Source organism: Streptomyces sp. NPDC001717 (assembly GCF_042892775.1).
Lineage (GTDB): Bacteria > Actinomycetota > Actinomycetes > Streptomycetales > Streptomycetaceae > Streptomyces.
The window spans coordinates 105,095-122,380 of sequence record NZ_JBIAUK010000023.1; the positions used below are offsets into that span (position 1 = coordinate 105,095).

The following is a 17,286-nucleotide window of genomic DNA, read 5'->3' on the forward strand; positions in this document are numbered from 1 at the left end:
CCCGTCAGGCCGGTCGGTCGATCATGCCCCGGCTGTAGCGTCGGGTCCGCTGGTAGGAGATCAACTCGCCTTCCTCGTCGATCGTGACCTTGTAACTGGCCATGACACTGGTGGTATCGGGGATGCGCTCCAGTTCGACGACCTCGACCTGCGCCTCCCAGCCCTCTTCCGTGGGCTTGAGCGACGAGACCGAGTCCGGGATCCGCCCCAGCAGCTGGGAGAGCTGTTCGGCGGCGAGCCGCATGGCTGTGGCCGCTCCGGTCACGCCATGGCGCGCGGGTGTCTTGCGGACCGGGCCCTTGCGGCTGGGCCGGGCGGCCCGAGCGTCCGAGGCGTCGTAGTCGTCGTTCGGAGAACGGCGGCGGCGCGTCGGCTCTGCTGCGGCCATGAGCGCACTCCCCTCACGGGTTGACTTGGGGACTGCCCGATCACAATGACACCAAACGGGTCTATTCGGATTAAACGTAGATTCTCTTCCGATAACAGGCATAACTGGTGCCAGGTCGAGCAGCCGCCTGTTGACCGTGCGAACGATGTCCCGTCACCCGAACGCGCGTCCGCGGCGGCACTCGGACCGGCAGGAGAGGTGACGGCGGCCCCGCGCACTTGGTGAAGGGAAAGGCTCATGGAGGACACGACCAAGATCGCCCTGGCTGCCGCCATCTTCGGAGGCTACGTACTGGGGCGGGCGAAAAAGGGACGCCTGGCCATCAGCCTGGCGACGTACGCCCTCGGCCGCCAGTTCGGCCTCGACCCGCGAGAGCTCGCCATGCAGGGCGTCAAGAAGCTCAGCGAGATGCCGCAGGTCGCCGAACTCGGCGAGCAGATCAAGGGCGAAGCCATGGACGCGGGCCGCAAGGCGATAACGGCCGCCGCGAACCGTCAGCTCTCCCAGCTGGCCGACACGCTGCACGACAGGACCCTCGCTCTGACCCGTGGCCCCGAAGAGGAAGGCGACGAGGAGGAGTACGAGGACGCGGAAGAAGGCTACGAGGAGGAACCCGAGCAGGAGTCCTACGACGGAGCCGAGGAGGAAGAGCCGGAAGACGAGGGCGAGCCCGAGGACGAGGACGAGGACGAGGAAGAGGAGCCCGAGGAGGAAGAGGAACCCGAGGAGGAAGAGGAAGAGCAGGAGCAGCAGGAGGAGGAACCGCGAGCTCGCCGTCGGCCCGCGCGCCGCACCTCGCACGCCCGAGCCGCCACGCCGGCGTCACGCAGAACGCAGACCCGCAAGGCCCCGGCCAAGAAGGCGGCTCCGGCGAAGAAGGCGGCCCCGTCCAGGAAGGCTGCCCCGGCGAAGAAGGCCGCAGCCGCCAAGAAGACGACCCCTGCCAAGAAGACCGCGTCCGGAGGCGCTTCCAAGCGTGCCCCGGCGAAGAAGGCCGCCGGCACGAGGGCGAAGCCGGCTTCGTCATCCACGAGGAGTCGGGCCCCCGCCAAGAAGGCCGCGGCGAAGAAGGCGGCCAAGCCGCCGGCGAAGAAGGCCGCCGCGAAGAAGAGCACCGCCGGCCGCCCGCCCTCCAAGGCCACCGCCAAGAAGACCGCCGCCAAGAAGACGACGGCCCGCCGCAAGCCGACCGCGAGGAGGTGAACCATGGCTACCACGGAGCGTGGCGCCGAAGGCGCCCAGTCGGGTCTCGACAAACTGATGTCCGAGGTCACCAGCTACCTCTCCGCGCAGGCGGATCAACTCGCGGACAAGGCCGTGGACAAGGTCGGCGACCTCACCGACGGCCTCTACGACGTGGCCGAGAACGGGGGCTCGCTCGCCGGCATCGGAGGACGACTCCTCAAAGGGGACTCTCCGGTCAAAGCCGTTCTGGGGCAAGCGTTCGGAGGCCTGAAGGACAAGGTCACCGACGTCGGCACCAACCTGCTCGGCGGCAAGGGGAAGGGCAAGGGCCGCAAGGGCGGCACCAAAGTCATCAACATCGTCGAATCGATCGACGTCGGGGTACCGCTGCGTACCGCCTACGACCACTGGACCCAGTACGAGGACTTCAGCAGCTTCGCGAAGGGCGTGCGCAGCGTCTCGCAAAGCGACGACACGACCACCGACTGGAAGGTGAAGGTCGGCCCCTCCACGCGCAGCTGGAAGGCCACCGTGGAAGAACAGGTTCCCGACGAGAGGATCGTCTGGTCCTCCTCGGGACCCAAGGGAACGACGCGCGGCTGCGTGAGCTTCCACGAACTCGCTCCCTCGCTGACCCGGATCCTCGTGGTCGTCGAGTACTACCCCGCCGGACTCTTCGAGAAGACGGGAAACATCTGGCGCGCCCAGGGCCGACGACTGCGCCTCGACCTGAAGCATTTCGATCGCCACGTCACCCTCTCCAACGCGGAACCCGACGGTTGGCGCGGAGAGATCCAGGACGGCGAAGTCGTCGTCACCCACGAAGAAGCCCTCGAAGAAGAGGAAGCCGAAGCCGAAGAGCCCGAGGGCGAGGAGGATTCGGAATCCGGCGAGGGCGAAGGCGACGAAGAGGAATACGAGGACGAGTACGAGGACGCGGACGAGGACGCGGACGCGGAAGCCGACGAGGACGCGGAAGCCGACGAGGACGCGGACGCGGAAGCCGACGAGGACTACGCGGACGAGGAGCAGGACTACCCGGAGGAACAGGACGAGGAAGAGTACGAGGAGGAAGAAGAGGAAGGCGGGGGAGAGGACGAGGACGAGGACGAGGAAGAGCAGCACAGACGCCCGCGTCGTCGGCGCTGAGGCTCGCGGGAGGACGGGATCCGACGGCTGGGAAGCCCGGTGATCCCGTACGCCGGCCGGGGGGCTCGCCGTCCGGCGTCGGTTGGGTGACGGGGGGTCGTCCAGTGGGCTGCGGGCGTCGGCGGTCGGCGGCACCCGTGTCGTAACCCATCCTTGAGCGGGGTCGGGACCTGCGCAGGTCGTGCCCCGAACGTCTCTCCGAGGCCTTCGTCGGGGCGTTTCGAGCGTCCCGGCCCGAGACGTGCCCGCCGTTCTGCGCCGGGCCCGCCTCGACCTTCCGGGCACCACGGGTGCCTCCGTCTCCCTCGTGGGCGACGACGACGCGAGCGTGCTGCGGTGGTCCTCCGACGATCGGGCCGACCGCCTGGCGGAGGCGCGGTACACCTGGGGATGCGGCCCCGGCGGGGCCGCACACCATCACCACCGCCCGCGTCGCCCCGCACGTCCACGAGGAAACGGGGGGCGAGCGGGCCGCCAGTCGGTTGGACGCGGCGGAAACGGACCACGAGGACGTCCACGACGCGTCCGAGATGTTCCAGGCGCAGTTCGCGCAGGGTCCCCGCGTCGACGCCCACGCCACGGGGTAGCCGGTCCACGCCGACGGCCTCGCCGACCACGCGGAGCGCCGGTCGGCCTGCACGCCGCTCGTCGACGTCCCCGCTCCGGGCTGCCCACACACTGCGCCTGCGGGTCCGCAACCAGCGGGTCGGCGCCCCGAACCGCCTGGACACCGCCACGGGCATGATCGCCCCCACCGCGGACATCGGCCCGGCGCAGGCACTCCGCGTGGCAGGCGCGTGACGGCTCCCCCCCGCTCGATCACAGGGGAAGGGGAACGCGCAGCGCCGATTTCCCGGCGGTCCACCTCTGCCGCAGATGATCCGAGAGACGGTCCTCCAACAACCCCGTGGCCGCGCACCCGAAAGCGACGTCCGCCTCCAGATGGGGTTCGACGGCGAGCAGTCCGGCGATCACCTCGTGCCGGACGACCTGTTCGTGGACCGCGTCCGCCTCCACGTGCTCGGCGTAGAAGTGCTCGGCGGCCGGTCCGGCCCCACAACGGCGCATCGCCCGGGCCAGTCGACGGGAACCGGGGGAGGAGGTCACCTCGACACTGGCGAAGTGGCCGATCAACGCGCCGCGCAGGGCCCGGTGCAGGCCGAAGAGGGACATGAGGTTGACCGTCGCGAGGACGGGGGCCGGGGCCCGCTCCACGTGGCTGCCGTACGAGGGGTCCAGGCCCAGGTCGGTCATCAGGTCGGCGAACAGCCGGGCGTGGATGCGCTCGGGTCGGCCCGCGCCGAACTCGTCGTACTCCACGGCCACCATCGCCGCCTTGGCCCGTCCGGTGAGCCGCGGCACCACCCAAAGGTGCGGGTCGGCCTCCTTGAGGTGGTACAGGGACCGCAGGGCCGCGTACTCCCGCAGCTGCCACAGCTCGCCCTCGGTCGCCAGGAAATGGCTCAGGCTGCCGCTCAGGTCGACGGGCTCTTCCAGCAGCGGCCCGAACGCCGCGTCCACGTCGGTCGGGGCGCCCGTCAGCTCCTCGCGCAACGCGCCCAGCATGCGCGACTCCAGGTGCCCCCGCAGGTCGATCAGCCGTGCGTCCCATTCCAGGTCGTCCGGTACGCCGGCGAAACCCCGGTAGTGGAGTTCGTACAGGACGTAGAGCGCGAGCTGGAGGTCCTCCCCCCACGGGTCGGCCGCGGTGGCGACGGCCGCGGTGGCGGGCCCGGAGGACGCAAGCCCGCCGGGGTCGCGCAACGCGCCGAGTACGGCGCCGGAGAGGGGACCGCGGGCAGCCGGCAGCACCGGTCCATCGCGGCGCTCCGAGCCCGGTTCGGGGCCGGCGCCCCCGGTGGCGGCATCGGTCGGGATCACGGGTGGGGCTCCTCTCGCGCTTCGGGGTCGGATCCGCGAGCCGGCTCGTCGACGGCGCGGCGCCGGGGCCGGTGGCTGGTGTCGCACCACGGCGGGGTACGCGTCCTGCGACACGTGCACAGGGCGACGACGAAGCGGTCGGACACGGCGGTCGTGCCGTCGTCGAGGAGCACCTCCACCGGGCCCTCGACCAGCAGCGGACCCGCCGGATCCATGCGGACACGGCGGACTTCGGGGTCAGACGGCGTTGCGGGCACGGACGACCACCAACTCCTCCCACTGCTCACCGGGAGCCGCCAGCCCGCGTTCCTGCAGCCAAGCCCGCCTGGAGCGGAGGACCGGGCCCCAGGCCACCCGGCGCCGCGCGGTCACGTGCCCGCGGACTCCCGCCCGTTCCAGGCGGTCGATGGTCCGGTCGCTGTCGCACAGGGCGGAATGGACGAGCAGCAGCACCCCGCCCGGGCGGAGCAGGACGGGTGCGAGCGCGCAGATGCGGTCGATGACCGCCCGGCCGTCGCGCCCCGCGTCCCAGGCCAGACCGGGCCCCCTGGACGGCAGCTCCCGCTCCGGGGAGGGCACGTACGGGGGATTCGCCAGCACCAGGTCATAGCCGTTTCCGGAGCCCCGGGCGGCGAAGTCGCCGTGCAGGACGCGCAGGGGCAGGCGGCGCAGCCACGCGTTGAGGCGGGCCGCCACGACCGCGGCCAAGGCCACGTCCACGGCGGTGACCCGGGCTCCGGTCGCGGCCGCGCGCAACGCCACCGCCCCCGTCCCGGTGCCGATGTCCAGAACCTCCTGGCCGCGCCCTAGCTGCTCCTCCGAGAGGGCTTCCTGCAGCAGGCGGGTGTCCTCCTGGGGGCGATAGACCCCCGGCAGGCGTACCAGACGCTCCTGCACTTGAGCCGAGTGATCGGTGCTGCCGAGCAGGTCCATGGTCACCTCCGTCGTCCCGAGGGGTTTCGCCCCTGTCTGAGCTGCGGCTACCCGAGGCCCGTCGTTCCATTCCCGTCGACGGATCAATCGGCCGGACCGTGCGGCAGGGGCATGCGTCGCGGTCCTGTGGAAGATCCGAAGGGAGCGCGACACCGCGGACGCCTTTCCCGGTCCGCACCGGCCCCCCATCCGCGGCGCAAGAACCGCCGGGCCCCGCGAGTGCTGCCGGACAGGGTGGGTAGTCGCGGGAGGTCCGGAAACGGTGAAGCAGCCGTGCAGCCGGAGCCGACAGTGCCCCCGACCGAAGGAGACCGTCCGTGAACCGCGCCGCGCTGTTCGACATCGACGGGACCCTCGCCGATACCAATCACCTGCACGTCACTTCCTGGTGGGAGGCCCTGCGGCAAGCCGGGCACGACGTATCGATGCACGCCATCCACCGCGCGATCGGGCTGCCGGGCGAGGACCTCCTCGCCCACCTGCTCGGCGACGGCAGGGATACGGGTGAGGACGCGGAACTCAGCGCCGCGCACGACACCCTCTACGGCACGTACTTCGACCGCCTGCCCCGCCTCGACTCGGCGGACGAGCTGCTGCGCACTCTCGACGGGCGGGGCTGGCGGGTCGTCCTCGTCACCTCGGCGGGGGGCTCGGAACTCGGTGCGCTGACTCGGGCCATCGGCGCCGACGAAGCCATCACCGCCACCGCGAGTGCCGACGACGTGGACGCGGGCAAGCCGGCGCCGGACCCCGTGCACCATGCCCTCGGACTGGCCGATGCGCCCGCTCGCGGAGCGGTCTTCGTCGGGGACACCGTATGGGACATGAAAGCCGCCGCCCGGGCCGGTGTCACCGGTGTGGGCCTGCTCTGCGGCGGGATACCCCGCCGCGACCTGGAGGAAGCCGGGGCCCGTGCGGTGTACGGCGGGCCGGCCGACCTGCTCGACCAACTGGACCGCAGTCCGTTCGCCGACCCGCCGCCGCAGGGCGCCGGTCGGTGAGCGGTGACCGTACCCCCGTGGAAGGGGATGTCCGATGACGCACCTCCCGCCTTCCGAGCCCGGCTCGGACAGCTCGACCACCCGCCCGGGGCGCCACGTCGTGGTCGTGGGCGCCACGGGCAACGTCGGCACCAGCGTGGTGCGTGCGCTGGCCGCCGATCCCTCGGTGGGGTCGGTCCTGGGCCTGGCCCGCAGACTGCCCGACTGGCGGCCGGCGAAGACCCGCTGGCGCGCCGTGGACATCGAACCCGGCGGAGCGGATCTCACGCACCATTTCGACGGCGCCGACGCCGTGATCCACCTCGCGTGGAAGTTCCGGCCCACGCACGATCCGGCCGAAACCTGGCGGACCAACGTCCTCGGGAGCATCCGCGTCTTCGACGCCGTCGTGGCCGCGGGCGTACCGGCCCTCGTCTACGCCTCCTCGGTCGGCACCTACTCGCCCGGTCCCAAGGACCACGCGGTCGACGAGTCCTGGCCCACCCACGGGTGGCCCGGGGCCGCGTACTGCCGGGAGAAGGCCTACGTGGAACGGCTCCTCGACGGCTTCGAGACCGCCCACCCGGCGGTCCGGGTGGTACGGATGCGCCCGGGTTTCCTGTTCAAGCGGGAGGCCGCCTGCGAGCAGCGGCGCATCTTCGCCGGGTCGCTGCTTCCCGGTCGGCTCGTCCGGCCCGGTCTGATCCCCGCCGTCCCCGATCTGCCGGGACTGCGCTTCCAGGCCCTCCACACCGACGATGCCGCGGCCGCTTACGCGGCGGCGGTCGCCCGTCCCGTCCACGGGGCCTTCAACCTCGCCGCGGAGCCGGCCCTGGACGCCCGGGTCCTTGCGGGCATCCTCGCGTCGCGGCCCGTGCGCGTACCCGAGACGGCGGTCCGGGCGGCGCTCGCCACGGCCTGGCGCCTGCACTTCGTACCGGCGTCCCCGGACCTCTTCGACGCGGTGCTGCGGCTGCCCCTGATGGACTCCTCCCGTGCTCGGGAGGTGCTCGGGTGGCGGCCCTGGTACAGCTCGGTCGAGGCGGTCCAGGAGTTCCTCGCCGGCCTGCGGGAGCGGGCCGGGATGCCGACGGCCCCCCTGGCGGCCTGAGCCGACAGCGGCCGCCGGGCGGGGCGGCCGGGCCGGGGCAGACGCACCGGGGGGCACCCAGACGTCCCGCACACGATCCAAGGGAGGAGCGGGCCATGCGCACGTCCTCGAAACGCGATGCCCACCACCTGCTCGAGCTCTACCTCAACGACCACCTGGCGGGAGCCGGCGCAGGAACCGCGCTCCTGAAGCGAGCGGCCAAGAGCCACAGCGGCAAACCCTTCGGCCCGCTGCTGGAACGCCTGGCGCGGGAGGTCGCACAGGACCGCGAGTACCTGAAGGAGATCATGCGGAGCCTGGACGTGTCCGAGCGCCGGTCCAGGGCCGCTCTGGGCCGGCTGGGGGAGAAGGCGGGCCGCCTCAAGCTCAACGGACGGGTCTTCTCCCGGTCTCCGCTCAGCGACGTCATCGAGCTGGAGGCCATGCGGTTGGGCGTCCAGGGCAAGCGGTCCTGTTGGTTGACCCTGCACTCCCTGGCCGAGAGCGACGACCGAATCGACGCGGCGCGGCTGGCGTGGCTCCTGGAACGGGCCGAGGAACAGGCCGAGATCCTCGAAGAGCTACGGACGCGGTGTGCCGTGCGGGTCTTCGGCCCCGGCCAAGGCGGCCCGGCGGACACGGTCCGGCAGGCGAGGGCGCGTTCTCTGCCCCGGGGCGCCTTCTGACCGCGTGGTGCGGCGAGGGGGAGCAGGAGGCCGGCCGGACTGCCGTCAGGCGTCGCCCCGGGCCGTGTGGTGCGGCTCGGCGAGGAGCGCGAGGAGACCGGCGATCTCATGGCCGGCTTCGGCGGGGTGACGGAAGAGGGCGCCCGGCACGATCGCGTAGTGGTTGCGGCGGCCGTCCTCGGCGCGGCCACGCGTGAGGTATCCGGCTTCTTCGAGATCGGCGACGACCGCCTGCGCCGTCCGCTCGGTCACGCCACAGATGAGGGCGATGTCCCGGAGACGTACCCCGGGATCGCGGGAGATCGCGAGCAGGACGCGAGCGTGCGTGGTCAGGAACGTCCAGTCCGAGCGGTGGTCACGCTGCTCTGGCATGGATCCCATTTTGCCCCCTGTTCGGGATCCGTGGACGTACCCGTGGCGGTTTTCAGGTAATCACCGGCGCGTCATCGGGCAGGAGAGCCAGTGTGGCCGAACCGGCTCGATCAGGTCCTGGAGGGCTCATGAACCCCTTGCTCGGCGGTGCTCGGTGACCGCCGCGGACGTCACTCCGGCGGACCCCGAAGAGTGCGGCCTGTGCGGCGCGTCGTTCGCCGCCGGATCCGGGCGGTACGCCCGCGTCGCCGACTCCTCCTACCTGGACCCGGCCGACCCCGCCCACGACGGCCGGCGGCCCGTCGCCGCATGCGCGCCCGACCATCTGAGCCGCCTCACCGCCGCCCTGCGCGAGCGGCCGTTCACGTACGCCGAACTCTGGGCCGGGCGCCTCGCCCGAGTTCATGCCGCGCACCCCGCCGGCATCAGCGTGAGGGAACTCGCCCGTGAGTCCGGGCTCACGGACGACCAGGTGGAAGAAGCCGCTCTGTGGGTGGGCCGGGGCTCGGTGCGCCGCGCGTGACCCGTGGCCGATCAGGGCTCGGGCGGCGGAAGCAGGGGCCCCAGAGGGCCCAGATCGAGATTCAGGTCTTCGAGGGTGCAGCCGTGCCGTTCGCACAGCTCCAGCATGCGGTCGTGGAGCGCGAGGAGGGTGGCTCCGAGCTCCTCTTCCTGTGCGTCGCTGAGGTCCCCGGCGTCGACGCGGCGCAGCGCCTGCCGCTCGATGAGCTGGCGCAGGAGCTCCACCACCGTGAGGACGAGCTTGACCAGGTCCTCTCCGACGGTGTCCGGGCCGGTCCGGATCCGGTGGCCGCCGGAGCGCGCGGAGCGCGCCGTATCGGCGGCTGAGGCCGGCAGCAGTGTCACGGCATCGGCCATCGCCCCGCCAACGGCCTCCAGGTCCGGAGTGGTGGGGCCGGGGCGTTGCCGCTCCCGGGATTCACGGCTCATGGCGAGGCCCACCCTCCGGAGCCCGTCGGGGAGTGTCGACGGCGGTGGAGACGGAACTGACGAGGGCGCGCAGCGAGATCCGTACGAGGTCGATGTCCGCGATCGACAGGACGATGTCGCCGGCGATGACGACGCCCCCGGCCAGCAGCCGGTCGAGCAGATCGACGAGCGCGACCTGCCGGCCGGACAGGGGCGCGTCATGGCGGTCGACGGTGCTCATGGCGCGGGCGCACCCGGGGGCGGGGGAGTCACAGGCGTGGCGGCGAAGGAGTACGGGGCCCACGGACCCGTCACCTCGAGGCGGATCCCCTCGAAACCCTCGACGACGGCGTGCACGGCCGCCCGGAACGTGTCGGCTTCGCCGTCCGGCACCAGGAAGGCGTCGTTGAGGACGTTCTCCCCGTCCGCTCGTGCGGCCAGCGGGCCGCTCTGGGGTGCATGGCGTACGTGCAGGCTCGCATGGCCGCGAGCGATGTCGGCGATCCGGTCGGCGGCCAGCTGCGCCTGCCGGTAGTGCTCCTCCCGAGCGTCATGGTGGGCCCGCCGGGCCTGCAAGTACGCCTTGCCGGGGCTGGTCGGCGCCGGGGCTGCGGCCGGTTCCGGGCCGGCGGCGGGGCGCACGTAGATCTTGACGCCGTACTCGGTGTGGGCTCTGAGCCTGTCCAGCTGCACGGCGAAGTTCCGACCCTGCTGCTCCAGCGCCCGCAGTGCCCGGACGCGGTCCTGGTAGAGGGTGGCCATCCGCAGGGGCAGCACGGTGGTGTGCGCGGCCAGGGTTTCGATCACGAGGTGGTGGGCTCGGGCGGTCTCCTCGAGCCACTGCAGGTCCTCGAAGCGCTGCTCGAGCACCTCTTCCGCCCAATCCGCGTACGCCACGTCGCTGATGACGAACGCGACGGGTGCCCTCCCCTCGCCCGCGGGTGCCAGCAGAGTGACGGGGCTGCCGGACACCCCGGAAAGGTGGGTCAGAAGACCGTCCGGGACGGGGGCGGGTGGCGTGACGGCGTAGACGTAGACGAGCGTCGGATCGCTTGCGGGGTTCACTGCTCGGCCCTCCGTCCGCCAGTGCCCCGAACGGGCCGTCGCGGCTCCCGCGCCGGCTCCCGTTCCTGCTCCGGGGCCAGGTCCAGGGTGTGGGATTGAGGTTCGGAGGCGGTGAGCCTCTCCCGACGCAGCTGCGAAAGCTCTTCGCGCAGGCGTTGGTTCTCCGCGGACAGAGAGTCCTCGGCGTGCCGGGAGGACAACGACGCGTCGTGCTCCCACCAGTCGATGCCCATCTCCCGGGCCTTGTCCACCGACGCGATCAGGATGCGCAGCTTGATGGTGAGGAGTTCGATGTCGAGCAGGTTGATGCGGATGTCTCCGGCAATGACGATTCCCTTGTCCAAGACCCGCTCCAGGATGTCGGCCAGGCTGGACGAGGAGCTCGCCGGGTACCCCGTCATGGGCGGGCCCGTTCCGAACCTGCGGTCCAGGGGGTTCGTCACCTGCCCTCGCCTCCGATCCGATGCCGTTCCCGCCCGGGCAGAGCAGGAGGGTCCGCGTCCTCTTCCTCTTGGTCCCCTTCGTCCTTGCCTCCGCCCGCCAGGTGCCAAGGGAGGGCTCCGAGCGCCCTGGTCCGCGCAGCCGGGCGCCTGCGACGGCTGCGCGGAAGCCTCGCGGTCGCCATCCAGCCGGTTGCGCGCTGCTGTGGAGCGAACGCACGTGCCGACGACGGCGAGGACGAAGCGCCGCCGACCCCGCCCCGCTCGATCGTGATCGGCGCACGGGCGGCCGGCTCGCGACCGAGAACGAGGTCCGGGACGTCGTAGAGGCTGCTCATGGCCGTGCCGCTGCGGCCGAGTCCTGCGGTCGCCCCCTGAGGCACCATGATCATGGCGCTTTCCTTCCGTTCGTAGGAGATCGATTCACCCTCCTCCCACGGCTTCCTCGGTGACTCCGACCTCCATGGGCTAGAGCGCCTCCCCCGAACCACCCACATCACACCTCGTATTCGGAACTTTCATGCGCAAAGGCCGCCGACCGCGCCGGTCGACGGCCTTCGGTTCCGGAACGGTCAGGACAGGGCGTCCTTGGCTTTCTGCCCCGCCTGCTTGGCGTCGGCCAGCCTCTGTTCGGTCTTTCCCTTGGCCTCGAGGCTCTCGTTGCCCACGGCCTTTCCCGTCGTCTCCTTGATCTTGCCCTTGACGTTCTTGCCGGTGTTCTTGACCTTCTTCCCTGTGGCCATGCCGTGTCACCTCCCTGACTCGCCTGGCCGCTACCCGCCATGGCCTCACGTATTCCTCATTCGAGGAGGAGGCGGCCGATGATCGCCGCTCGCACCATTCGCCGGAACGTCCGACGCATCACCCACATCATCGCGCCCATACCCCACATCGACATGCGCATGAAGACCCGGCTCACGAGGGAGCGAGGTCTCATACGGCGCAGGACCCGGCGCTTGAACCTCCGACGGGAACGCCGTCCACGGGGAAACCTCACGAGTGCTTCCTCCCGAACAGCAACCGGTAGGCGACCAGGATGATCAGAGAACCGACAATGGCCGCGATCCAGGTGGAGAGCTCGAAGAATCCGTCAATGGAGTCGACTCCGAAAATGACTTTTCCGAGCCATCCTCCGAGAACGCCGCCGGCGATGCCGATGAGGGGCGTCACGATGCAACCACCGGGGTCTCGGCCCGGCATCAGGAACTTCGCGATGAGTCCGGCGAAAAGCCCCATTAGAATCCAGCCGATGATCCCCATGGCCCGCCTCTTTCCCGCACACGTCTTGTGCAATTCCATCTGCCCGCATGCCGCGCTCCAAACCTCTGTCCCGCAGGGAATGCGACGGGCGCCGCGAGGGAAGACGCAGGCCAGGCGGGAGGTGCCATGACCCATGGCCGACGAGACCGGCCCGAAGTGCGAGGCGACGCTCTACGAGGCGACGCACTTCACGGGCGCCGCCGTCGCGGTGTGGTCCGACCGGGGGGACGAGGGCGGCGAGGCGGTCGCGTTCTCGCTGGCGCGCCTGGGCCTGAACCGTCTCGGATCCCTGCGCGCGCGGGCCTCCGCGGCCGAACCCGGTGCTCCGTTCAGGCAGGAACTGAGCTGGGTCACCACGGTCACGGTCTGGGAATCCGAGCCGCGTTCCTGGACGCCCCATGACGGTGAGCGGGGCAGGACCTGGCAGGAGTACGACGCGGACACCGCCGACCTGGGCACCTGGGCGACCAGGGCCAAATTCGTCCGTGTCCGAAAGCACAGAACCGACCGCCCGGCCCTGACGGACGATCCCGCGGTCCCGATCGCGGCCGTGGGGTAGTCGGTCGGCGGGACCCCGGCAAGGGCAGGAGCCCGGCATGCACAGGAGCCCGGCATGCACGAGGCCCAGGGCTGTGCGGGGGCGGCGGGTCAGGTCCGGTCGCGGGTTTCGTCCACGATCGGCAGTGCGCCCGCGCGGCGGCGCCTCGCGACGCTCGCGTACACGCCGAGGCCGAGGAATCCGGCGCCCATCATGATCAGGCCGACCACGTCGAGGTTCACGCCGTCCATGTGCCAGTCGCTGGCGAAGGTGAGCGTGGCTCCCACCACGATCAAGGCGATGCAACCGCCTATGCCACCCATACGAGTTGCCTCCTCACGAGAGGGTCGGTTGGTCGTCCGCGCGGCTACCCGCCCCGCCCCGGTCGAAACAGGGCCGAGCCCTGCGCATCGCGGCGACCTACGCCGTCGCGCGCGGCGTTCCGTCGCCCGACACCTCCTCCGCGCCGTCGACGGCGAGCGCCGGCGGGGCCGTCAGCGGGGCGGCCAGGTAGGCCAGCAGGCCGGCGATCTCCAGGCCGGCCTCCGCCGGATGGCGGAAGCGCGCGCCGGGGGCGATGACGTAGCGGTTGCGCCGGCCGTCCCTGGTCCGGGTGAGGTACCCGTCCGCCTCCAGGTCCGTGACGATCGTCTGCACGGTGCGCTCGGTGAGCCCGCAGCCCGTGGCGATGTCGCGCAGGCGGACGCCCGGGTCTCGCGCGATGGCGATCAGGACCCGGGCGTGGTTCGTCAGGAACGTCCAGCGGTTCCTGCGGTGACTCGTGTGCTCGCTCTCCACCCCGCCCATTCTTGAGCCACGACGCACGAAAAGCCAATCCGGAACTGCATTTCAGGTATTGCTTGACGTGTGTCCGTTGGCCGGGCAGGGTGCTGTAGAGCCGAGCGGGACCTCCCCGCACGACCGAGCGATCGCGCATCGCGCCGCAAGCCCCGTGCCCAAGGAGCGAAAACGATGACTTTGACGGCCGCACCCGAGGCCCGGACCCGTACGACCCCCGCCGCTTCCGCCGCGGACGCCGCGGACGCCACGGACGCCGCAGGCGTCTCGGGCATCTCGGCAGCCCCCGCGCTCAGTGGCCTGCCGGACGTGCCCTGCCCCTCCGAACTGTCGACCGGCGAGGCCCGAGAGCTGACCCGCGTGTTCTTCGAACGCTTGCGGAGCCTCGAAGAGGGGACCCGCGAGTACCAGTACGTCCGCAACACGCTGATCGAGATGAACGTCTCATTGGTGCACTTCGCCGCCCGCCCGTTCCGCGACCGCCCCGGCGGTCCGGAGAACGAGGACATCGTCCAGGTCGGCATCATCGGCCTGATCAAGGCCATCGACCGGTACGACGTCGACCGCAACACGCAGTTCAGCACGCTCGCCCTGCCCTACATCCGGGGCGAGATCAAACGCCACTTCCGGGACACCACTTGGGCCGTACGGGTCCCGCGCCGCTGCCAGGAGCTGCGCTCGCAGCTGGCCAAGGCCACGGAGGAGCTGACCTCCGTACTGGGCCACGCCCCGAACCCGGCGGAACTCGCCGACCACCTGGACCTCACCGAGGACGAGGTCCGTGAAGGCCTCGTCGCGGCCAACGGGTACTCCGCCCACTCCCTCGACGCACCCCGGGACTCCGCGGGCGGCGCCGGCCGGGAGCCCGATGGGCGCCACCCGCGCCTCCTCGCCGAGACCCTGGGCGGTCCCGACCCCGCGATGGAGATGGTCGAGAACCGCCACACCCTGGCGCCCCTCCTCGCCGACTTGGACGAACGCAGCATCCGGATCCTGGAGTTGCGCTTCGGCCAGGAGATGACCCAGGCGCAGATAGGCGCGGAGACCGGACTCTCCCAGATGCACGTCTCCAGACTCCTGGCCCGCACCCTGAACACCCTGAACAGGCGGTTCCACGGCCACTGAAGGGCCCACGCGGTCCGCATGGCGTCGGCCGGAGCGGGCATGCGCGGCGTATGAGACCTCCAGGAGGGTCACTCGCGACGGCGTCCACCGGCGGAGTCCGGGCCCGCGGCACCCACGAGGCAGTGGCCGTCGCCGCCCGGATCGGCCTGGCCACGCGCGGGTTGCTGTACGTGCTGGTGGGCCTGCTGGCCCTGCGGATCGCGTTCGGGGACACGGGGAAGGTGGCCGACCGTTCGGGTGCGCTCGGCGAGCTGGCAGGCCACCCCTACGGGCGGGTGCTCGTATGGGCCATCGGCCTCGGCCTCGTGGCGATGATGCTCTGGCGCCTCTCGGAGGCCGCCTTCGGCGCCGCCGGACCGAAGGGACGCAAGCTCGCCAAACGCGGCGCGTCCGCCGCGCGAGCCGTTTTCTACGCGGTGGCGGCCTTCTCGGTCCTGGCCTTCGCCGCCGGCCGGGGCGGAGGGCGCTCCAGCGACGAGCAGTCGCGGGACGTGACGGCCAAGGTGCTGGACGTCCCTGCGGGCCCATGGCTCGTGGCGCTGGTGGGCATCGGCATCGCCGTCGGCGGCATCGTCATCATCGTCGGCGCGGCGCGCCTCACCTTCCGTGAGGAGATGGACCTGGGCCGACTGCCTCGGCGCGTACGCCAGGGCGTGGAGGCGCTCGGCGTCATCGGCGGCATCGCCCGCGGCGCCGTGTTCGCGGCCGCCGGCGCGGTCCTCGTCCATGCGGCCGTGTCCTACGACCCGGCGAAGGCCAAGGGCATGGACGACACGCTCCGCGCCTTCGCCCAGACCCCCGTCGGCCCGTGGTTGATGGTCGTCGTGGCGGCCGGCCTGCTGCTGTTCGGGGTGTTCTCGTGGGCGATGGCTGTCTGCCCCCGGGTGTGAGGAGGCCGCTCGCCGAGCGCAATGTCTGGATTCCGCCTAGTTTGAACCCGTCGAAGTTCCGATACGAAGGAGATCGTCATGGCTGACAAGGGAAAGATGGACCAGGCCAAGGGCAAGGCCAAGGAGGCCGTCGGCAAGGTCACCGGCAACGACCGGATGAAGGCCGAGGGCAAGATGGACGAGGCCAAGGGCAAGGCCAAGGAAGCGATGAGCGAAACCGAGGAACGCGCCCGCGAGATGAAGGACTCCACCCGACGCAAGGGCGACAGGAGCTGAACTGCCCCGACGGGTCCGCCTTCCGGACTCGCAGCTGACAGGACGCGGCCCCGGGTGCCACGGCACCGTGGGGCCGCGTCCTGCGTGCCCGGGACGGGCGGATCACCTTTTCCAGGTCTGTTGCGATGCACGACACGAAAGGGGCGGCAGCCCATGGACAGTCGGAACGACGAGAACCCCGCGGCCGAAGTGGTGGTGGCGGTCGGCGACTGCGCACCGGAGGACGCCCGCACCGTCCTCGACCTGCTGGAGCACTCCTTTCCCGCGGAAGCCGTGGCGAGCGGCCCGGCGAAGGGCACCGGGGCCGCCACCGTGTGGAGCGCGACCCTCGACGCCGCCAAGCCGGCGGAGCGGCGGGAGGCCCCCGTTCGGCTGAAGGGCACGGTCAGCGTCACCCTTCAGGGAGGACCTCGCGCCGTGGAGCGGGTGCATGCCGCGCTCGCCGGGCAATTCGCCGTCGAGGACACCGGAACCGTCTCGGGTGATCAGGAGAAGGAGATCGGGCTGCGCCTGCGCTCCTGACCGAGCGCTCCTACCGGTGCCGCGCCAGGGAGCGGACGAGGACGACGAGGGCGAAGCCGATGACGACCAGGTGGAGCCAGGCGGGGCCGGGGGCGGGGGTCAGGGCCAGGACGAAGGACGGATTCGATGTCATGGCGCTCGCCTGCCCCCGTTCGACGGAATGAAGCTCCCCGTGAACGTGTGTGCGCCGATCGGAATCACCCGGCCGGCGCAATCGACCGGCCGCCCGACATGCGGGGCGGGCGGCCCGCGCGGGGTCACCGGCCGGTGGCCCGGCCCGAGACCAGTCGGGACGCCTCGATCTCCGCCCAGACGGCTTTGCCGTGCTCGTGGACGAGGGTGCCCCAGCGGTCGGAGACGCGCTCCACGATGTGGAGGCCGTGCCCGCCCGGGACTCCCCGCTGCGGTGACGGGTTGCGGCGGGGCGGCGTCGTCGTGCCGTCGAAGACCTCGATCCGCAGGACCGACCCGCCCGTGAGCGCGAGCTCGATGCAACCACCCGCGTGCAGCGATGCGTTGGTGAGCAGTTCGGACACGAGGAGCAGGACGTCCTCCGAGGTCTCGGTCCCGTCCCAGCCCCAGTCCAGCAGGGCCTGACGCGCGAAGTCCCGGCCCTTGCCCACGTGGCCGCGGACGCCCGACAGGGCGAGCCTGCGGCGCTGCCCCGCGGCGGAGGGCCCGGTGTCCGGTGGATCGCCGGCTGCCGGCCCGATGGTGTGCACGGTGCTCTCCCACCCCCCGTCGTTGATGCCGAAGTCCGCTCGCGGGAACTGTCACG

26 protein-coding genes are annotated in these 17,286 nt (G+C 71.4%); 11 read left to right on the forward strand and 15 right to left on the reverse strand.

The features are described 5' to 3' along the window. Positions 1-4: 4 nt before the first annotated feature. On the reverse strand, positions 5-388 hold the full coding sequence (locus ACFYZL_RS29190; RefSeq protein ID WP_384744231.1) for a gas vesicle protein: 384 nt from the start codon (positions 386-388) through the stop codon (positions 5-7). 237 nt (positions 389-625) lie between these two features. On the opposite strand from ACFYZL_RS29190, the gene ACFYZL_RS29195 reads away from it, so the two are divergent. Both ACFYZL_RS29195 and ACFYZL_RS29200 read left to right on the forward strand, forming a co-directional pair. Continuing rightward, positions 626-1,591 carry a histone protein gene (locus ACFYZL_RS29195; RefSeq protein WP_388683013.1) on the forward strand — a complete coding sequence of 322 codons (966 nt, stop codon included), beginning with the start codon at positions 626-628 and terminating at the stop codon, positions 1,589-1,591. A 3-nt stretch (positions 1,592-1,594) separates the two neighbouring features. Beyond that, positions 1,595-2,722, forward strand: coding sequence for an SRPBCC family protein (locus ACFYZL_RS29200; protein ID WP_388683015.1), 1,128 nt, complete (start codon positions 1,595-1,597; stop codon positions 2,720-2,722). A gap of 819 nt (positions 2,723-3,541) precedes the next feature. On the opposite strand, the gene ACFYZL_RS29205 is transcribed toward ACFYZL_RS29200, so the two are convergent. Genes ACFYZL_RS29205 through ACFYZL_RS29215 form a run of 3 tightly spaced genes read right to left on the reverse strand, consistent with a single transcriptional unit; the run spans position 3,542 to position 5,536 of the window. Beyond that, positions 3,542-4,600, reverse strand: a complete 1,059-nt coding sequence (locus tag ACFYZL_RS29205; RefSeq protein WP_384744283.1) for an iron-containing redox enzyme family protein — start codon at positions 4,598-4,600, stop codon at positions 3,542-3,544. After that, positions 4,600-4,818, reverse strand: a complete 219-nt coding sequence (locus ACFYZL_RS29210) for a CDGSH iron-sulfur domain-containing protein (protein ID WP_384744227.1) — start codon at positions 4,816-4,818, stop codon at positions 4,600-4,602. The genes ACFYZL_RS29205 and ACFYZL_RS29210 overlap by 1 nt, the downstream gene beginning before the upstream one ends. A gap of 22 nt (positions 4,819-4,840) precedes the next feature. Further along, positions 4,841-5,536 (reverse strand): HemK2/MTQ2 family protein methyltransferase, encoded by a 696-nt coding sequence (locus ACFYZL_RS29215; RefSeq protein WP_388683018.1) that lies wholly within the window; start codon positions 5,534-5,536, stop codon positions 4,841-4,843. A 317-nt stretch (positions 5,537-5,853) separates the two neighbouring features. Between ACFYZL_RS29215 and ACFYZL_RS29220 the strand changes: the two genes are divergently transcribed. The 3 genes from ACFYZL_RS29220 (at position 5,854) to ACFYZL_RS29230 (ending at position 8,292) form a co-directional block, all read left to right on the forward strand. After that, on the forward strand, positions 5,854-6,537 hold the full coding sequence (locus ACFYZL_RS29220; RefSeq protein WP_384744224.1) for an HAD family hydrolase: 684 nt from the start codon (positions 5,854-5,856) through the stop codon (positions 6,535-6,537). 34 nt (positions 6,538-6,571) lie between these two features. Beyond that, complete coding sequence (locus ACFYZL_RS29225) at positions 6,572-7,627, forward strand: NAD-dependent epimerase/dehydratase family protein (protein ID WP_384744223.1); 1,056 nt, start codon at positions 6,572-6,574, stop codon at positions 7,625-7,627. Positions 7,628-7,722: 95 nt separating this feature from the next. Further along, positions 7,723-8,292 carry a hypothetical protein gene (locus ACFYZL_RS29230; RefSeq protein ID WP_388683021.1) on the forward strand — a complete coding sequence of 190 codons (570 nt, stop codon included), beginning with the start codon at positions 7,723-7,725 and terminating at the stop codon, positions 8,290-8,292. A 45-nt stretch (positions 8,293-8,337) separates the two neighbouring features. Here the strand turns inward: ACFYZL_RS29230 and ACFYZL_RS29235 are convergent, their stop codons facing one another. Beyond that, positions 8,338-8,664: a MarR family transcriptional regulator gene (locus ACFYZL_RS29235; RefSeq protein ID WP_388683024.1), complete on the reverse strand. Its 327-nt coding sequence runs from the start codon at positions 8,662-8,664 to the stop codon at positions 8,338-8,340. A 154-nt stretch (positions 8,665-8,818) separates the two neighbouring features. Here ACFYZL_RS29235 and ACFYZL_RS29240 point away from each other — a divergent pair, with 154 nt between their 5' ends. Further along, a complete protein-coding gene (locus tag ACFYZL_RS29240) occupies positions 8,819-9,187 on the forward strand; it encodes a hypothetical protein (RefSeq protein ID WP_388683026.1) in 369 nt (122 codons plus the stop codon). Positions 9,188-9,198: 11 nt separating this feature from the next. Here ACFYZL_RS29240 and ACFYZL_RS29245 read toward each other — a convergent pair whose 3' ends face one another. The 6 genes from ACFYZL_RS29245 to ACFYZL_RS29270 all read right to left on the reverse strand — a co-directional run bounded on the left by ACFYZL_RS29245 (position 9,199) and on the right by ACFYZL_RS29270 (position 12,359). Then, entirely contained in the window at positions 9,199-9,615 is a 417-nt protein-coding gene (locus tag ACFYZL_RS29245; protein ID WP_384744216.1) for a gas vesicle protein K, read from the reverse strand. Next, positions 9,605-9,835: a gas vesicle protein gene (locus ACFYZL_RS29250; protein ID WP_384744214.1), complete on the reverse strand. Its 231-nt coding sequence runs from the start codon at positions 9,833-9,835 to the stop codon at positions 9,605-9,607. The genes ACFYZL_RS29245 and ACFYZL_RS29250 overlap by 11 nt, the downstream gene beginning before the upstream one ends. Continuing rightward, positions 9,832-10,659: a GvpL/GvpF family gas vesicle protein gene (locus ACFYZL_RS29255; protein WP_388683029.1), complete on the reverse strand. Its 828-nt coding sequence runs from the start codon at positions 10,657-10,659 to the stop codon at positions 9,832-9,834. The genes ACFYZL_RS29250 and ACFYZL_RS29255 overlap by 4 nt, the downstream gene beginning before the upstream one ends. Further along, the gene (locus ACFYZL_RS29260) at positions 10,656-11,060 is read right to left on the reverse strand and encodes a gas vesicle protein (protein WP_388683074.1); all 405 of its coding nucleotides are present in this window, start codon (positions 11,058-11,060) and stop codon (positions 10,656-10,658) included. The genes ACFYZL_RS29255 and ACFYZL_RS29260 overlap by 4 nt, the downstream gene beginning before the upstream one ends. A gap of 611 nt (positions 11,061-11,671) precedes the next feature. Next, complete coding sequence (locus ACFYZL_RS29265) at positions 11,672-11,842, reverse strand: CsbD family protein (RefSeq protein WP_384744209.1); 171 nt, start codon at positions 11,840-11,842, stop codon at positions 11,672-11,674. Positions 11,843-12,092: 250 nt separating this feature from the next. Beyond that, entirely contained in the window at positions 12,093-12,359 is a 267-nt protein-coding gene (locus ACFYZL_RS29270) for a GlsB/YeaQ/YmgE family stress response membrane protein (RefSeq protein ID WP_384744208.1), read from the reverse strand. Between the two features lie 133 nt (positions 12,360-12,492). On the opposite strand from ACFYZL_RS29270, the gene ACFYZL_RS29275 reads away from it, so the two are divergent. Beyond that, positions 12,493-12,918, forward strand: coding sequence for a hypothetical protein (locus ACFYZL_RS29275; RefSeq protein WP_388683033.1), 426 nt, complete (start codon positions 12,493-12,495; stop codon positions 12,916-12,918). Between the two features lie 89 nt (positions 12,919-13,007). Here the strand turns inward: ACFYZL_RS29275 and ACFYZL_RS29280 are convergent, their stop codons facing one another. After that, entirely contained in the window at positions 13,008-13,220 is a 213-nt protein-coding gene (locus ACFYZL_RS29280; RefSeq protein ID WP_384744205.1) for a hypothetical protein, read from the reverse strand. A 97-nt stretch (positions 13,221-13,317) separates the two neighbouring features. After that, entirely contained in the window at positions 13,318-13,704 is a 387-nt protein-coding gene (locus tag ACFYZL_RS29285; protein ID WP_388683036.1) for a helix-turn-helix transcriptional regulator, read from the reverse strand. Between the two features lie 165 nt (positions 13,705-13,869). On the opposite strand from ACFYZL_RS29285, the gene ACFYZL_RS29290 reads away from it, so the two are divergent. The 4 genes from ACFYZL_RS29290 to ACFYZL_RS29305 all read left to right on the forward strand — a co-directional run bounded on the left by ACFYZL_RS29290 (position 13,870) and on the right by ACFYZL_RS29305 (position 16,508). Next, entirely contained in the window at positions 13,870-14,820 is a 951-nt protein-coding gene (locus tag ACFYZL_RS29290; RefSeq protein ID WP_388683039.1) for a SigB/SigF/SigG family RNA polymerase sigma factor, read from the forward strand. Positions 14,821-14,870: 50 nt separating this feature from the next. Beyond that, the gene (locus tag ACFYZL_RS29295; RefSeq protein WP_384744201.1) at positions 14,871-15,710 is read left to right on the forward strand and encodes a DUF1206 domain-containing protein; all 840 of its coding nucleotides are present in this window, start codon (positions 14,871-14,873) and stop codon (positions 15,708-15,710) included. A gap of 78 nt (positions 15,711-15,788) precedes the next feature. After that, positions 15,789-15,986, forward strand: coding sequence for a CsbD family protein (locus ACFYZL_RS29300; protein WP_384744199.1), 198 nt, complete (start codon positions 15,789-15,791; stop codon positions 15,984-15,986). Between the two features lie 153 nt (positions 15,987-16,139). Further along, the gene (locus tag ACFYZL_RS29305) at positions 16,140-16,508 is read left to right on the forward strand and encodes a hypothetical protein (protein ID WP_384744197.1); all 369 of its coding nucleotides are present in this window, start codon (positions 16,140-16,142) and stop codon (positions 16,506-16,508) included. A gap of 10 nt (positions 16,509-16,518) precedes the next feature. On the opposite strand, the gene ACFYZL_RS29310 is transcribed toward ACFYZL_RS29305, so the two are convergent. Beyond that, complete coding sequence (locus tag ACFYZL_RS29310; protein WP_384744196.1) at positions 16,519-16,641, reverse strand: hypothetical protein; 123 nt, start codon at positions 16,639-16,641, stop codon at positions 16,519-16,521. A gap of 124 nt (positions 16,642-16,765) precedes the next feature. Next, positions 16,766-17,230: an ATP-binding protein gene (locus ACFYZL_RS29315; protein WP_384744195.1), complete on the reverse strand. Its 465-nt coding sequence runs from the start codon at positions 17,228-17,230 to the stop codon at positions 16,766-16,768. Between the last annotated feature and the right edge of the window lie 56 nt (positions 17,231-17,286).

What these genes read in the sequence shown, in the direction of transcription:
- ACFYZL_RS29270 (WP_384744208.1), bottom strand. Translation starts at nt 12,359, where the DNA reads ATGGGGATCATCGGCTGGATTCTAATGGGGCTTTTCGCCGGACTCATC.
- ACFYZL_RS29215 (WP_388683018.1), bottom strand. Translation starts at nt 5,536, where the DNA reads ATGGACCTGCTCGGCAGCACCGATCACTCGGCTCAAGTGCAGGAGCGT.
- ACFYZL_RS29285 (WP_388683036.1), bottom strand. Translation starts at nt 13,704, where the DNA reads ATGGGCGGGGTGGAGAGCGAGCACACGAGTCACCGCAGGAACCGCTGG.
- ACFYZL_RS29250 (WP_384744214.1), bottom strand. Translation starts at nt 9,835, where the DNA reads ATGAGCACCGTCGACCGCCATGACGCGCCCCTGTCCGGCCGGCAGGTC.
- ACFYZL_RS29200 (WP_388683015.1), top strand. Translation starts at nt 1,595, where the DNA reads ATGGCTACCACGGAGCGTGGCGCCGAAGGCGCCCAGTCGGGTCTCGAC.
- ACFYZL_RS29265 (WP_384744209.1), bottom strand. Translation starts at nt 11,842, where the DNA reads ATGGCCACAGGGAAGAAGGTCAAGAACACCGGCAAGAACGTCAAGGGC.
- ACFYZL_RS29300 (WP_384744199.1), top strand. Translation starts at nt 15,789, where the DNA reads ATGGCTGACAAGGGAAAGATGGACCAGGCCAAGGGCAAGGCCAAGGAG.
- ACFYZL_RS29295 (WP_384744201.1), top strand. Translation starts at nt 14,871, where the DNA reads ATGAGACCTCCAGGAGGGTCACTCGCGACGGCGTCCACCGGCGGAGTC.
- ACFYZL_RS29290 (WP_388683039.1), top strand. Translation starts at nt 13,870, where the DNA reads ATGACTTTGACGGCCGCACCCGAGGCCCGGACCCGTACGACCCCCGCC.
- ACFYZL_RS29245 (WP_384744216.1), bottom strand. Translation starts at nt 9,615, where the DNA reads ATGAGCCGTGAATCCCGGGAGCGGCAACGCCCCGGCCCCACCACTCCG.
- ACFYZL_RS29195 (WP_388683013.1), top strand. Translation starts at nt 626, where the DNA reads ATGGAGGACACGACCAAGATCGCCCTGGCTGCCGCCATCTTCGGAGGC.
- ACFYZL_RS29280 (WP_384744205.1), bottom strand. Translation starts at nt 13,220, where the DNA reads ATGGGTGGCATAGGCGGTTGCATCGCCTTGATCGTGGTGGGAGCCACG.
- ACFYZL_RS29305 (WP_384744197.1), top strand. Translation starts at nt 16,140, where the DNA reads ATGGACAGTCGGAACGACGAGAACCCCGCGGCCGAAGTGGTGGTGGCG.
- ACFYZL_RS29230 (WP_388683021.1), top strand. Translation starts at nt 7,723, where the DNA reads ATGCGCACGTCCTCGAAACGCGATGCCCACCACCTGCTCGAGCTCTAC.
- ACFYZL_RS29310 (WP_384744196.1), bottom strand. Translation starts at nt 16,641, where the DNA reads ATGACATCGAATCCGTCCTTCGTCCTGGCCCTGACCCCCGCCCCCGGC.
- ACFYZL_RS29210 (WP_384744227.1), bottom strand. Translation starts at nt 4,818, where the DNA reads ATGGATCCGGCGGGTCCGCTGCTGGTCGAGGGCCCGGTGGAGGTGCTC.
- ACFYZL_RS29275 (WP_388683033.1), top strand. Translation starts at nt 12,493, where the DNA reads ATGGCCGACGAGACCGGCCCGAAGTGCGAGGCGACGCTCTACGAGGCG.
- ACFYZL_RS29260 (WP_388683074.1), bottom strand. Translation starts at nt 11,060, where the DNA reads ATGACGGGGTACCCGGCGAGCTCCTCGTCCAGCCTGGCCGACATCCTG.
- ACFYZL_RS29190 (WP_384744231.1), bottom strand. Translation starts at nt 388, where the DNA reads ATGGCCGCAGCAGAGCCGACGCGCCGCCGCCGTTCTCCGAACGACGAC.
- ACFYZL_RS29235 (WP_388683024.1), bottom strand. Translation starts at nt 8,664, where the DNA reads ATGCCAGAGCAGCGTGACCACCGCTCGGACTGGACGTTCCTGACCACG.
- ACFYZL_RS29225 (WP_384744223.1), top strand. Translation starts at nt 6,572, where the DNA reads ATGACGCACCTCCCGCCTTCCGAGCCCGGCTCGGACAGCTCGACCACC.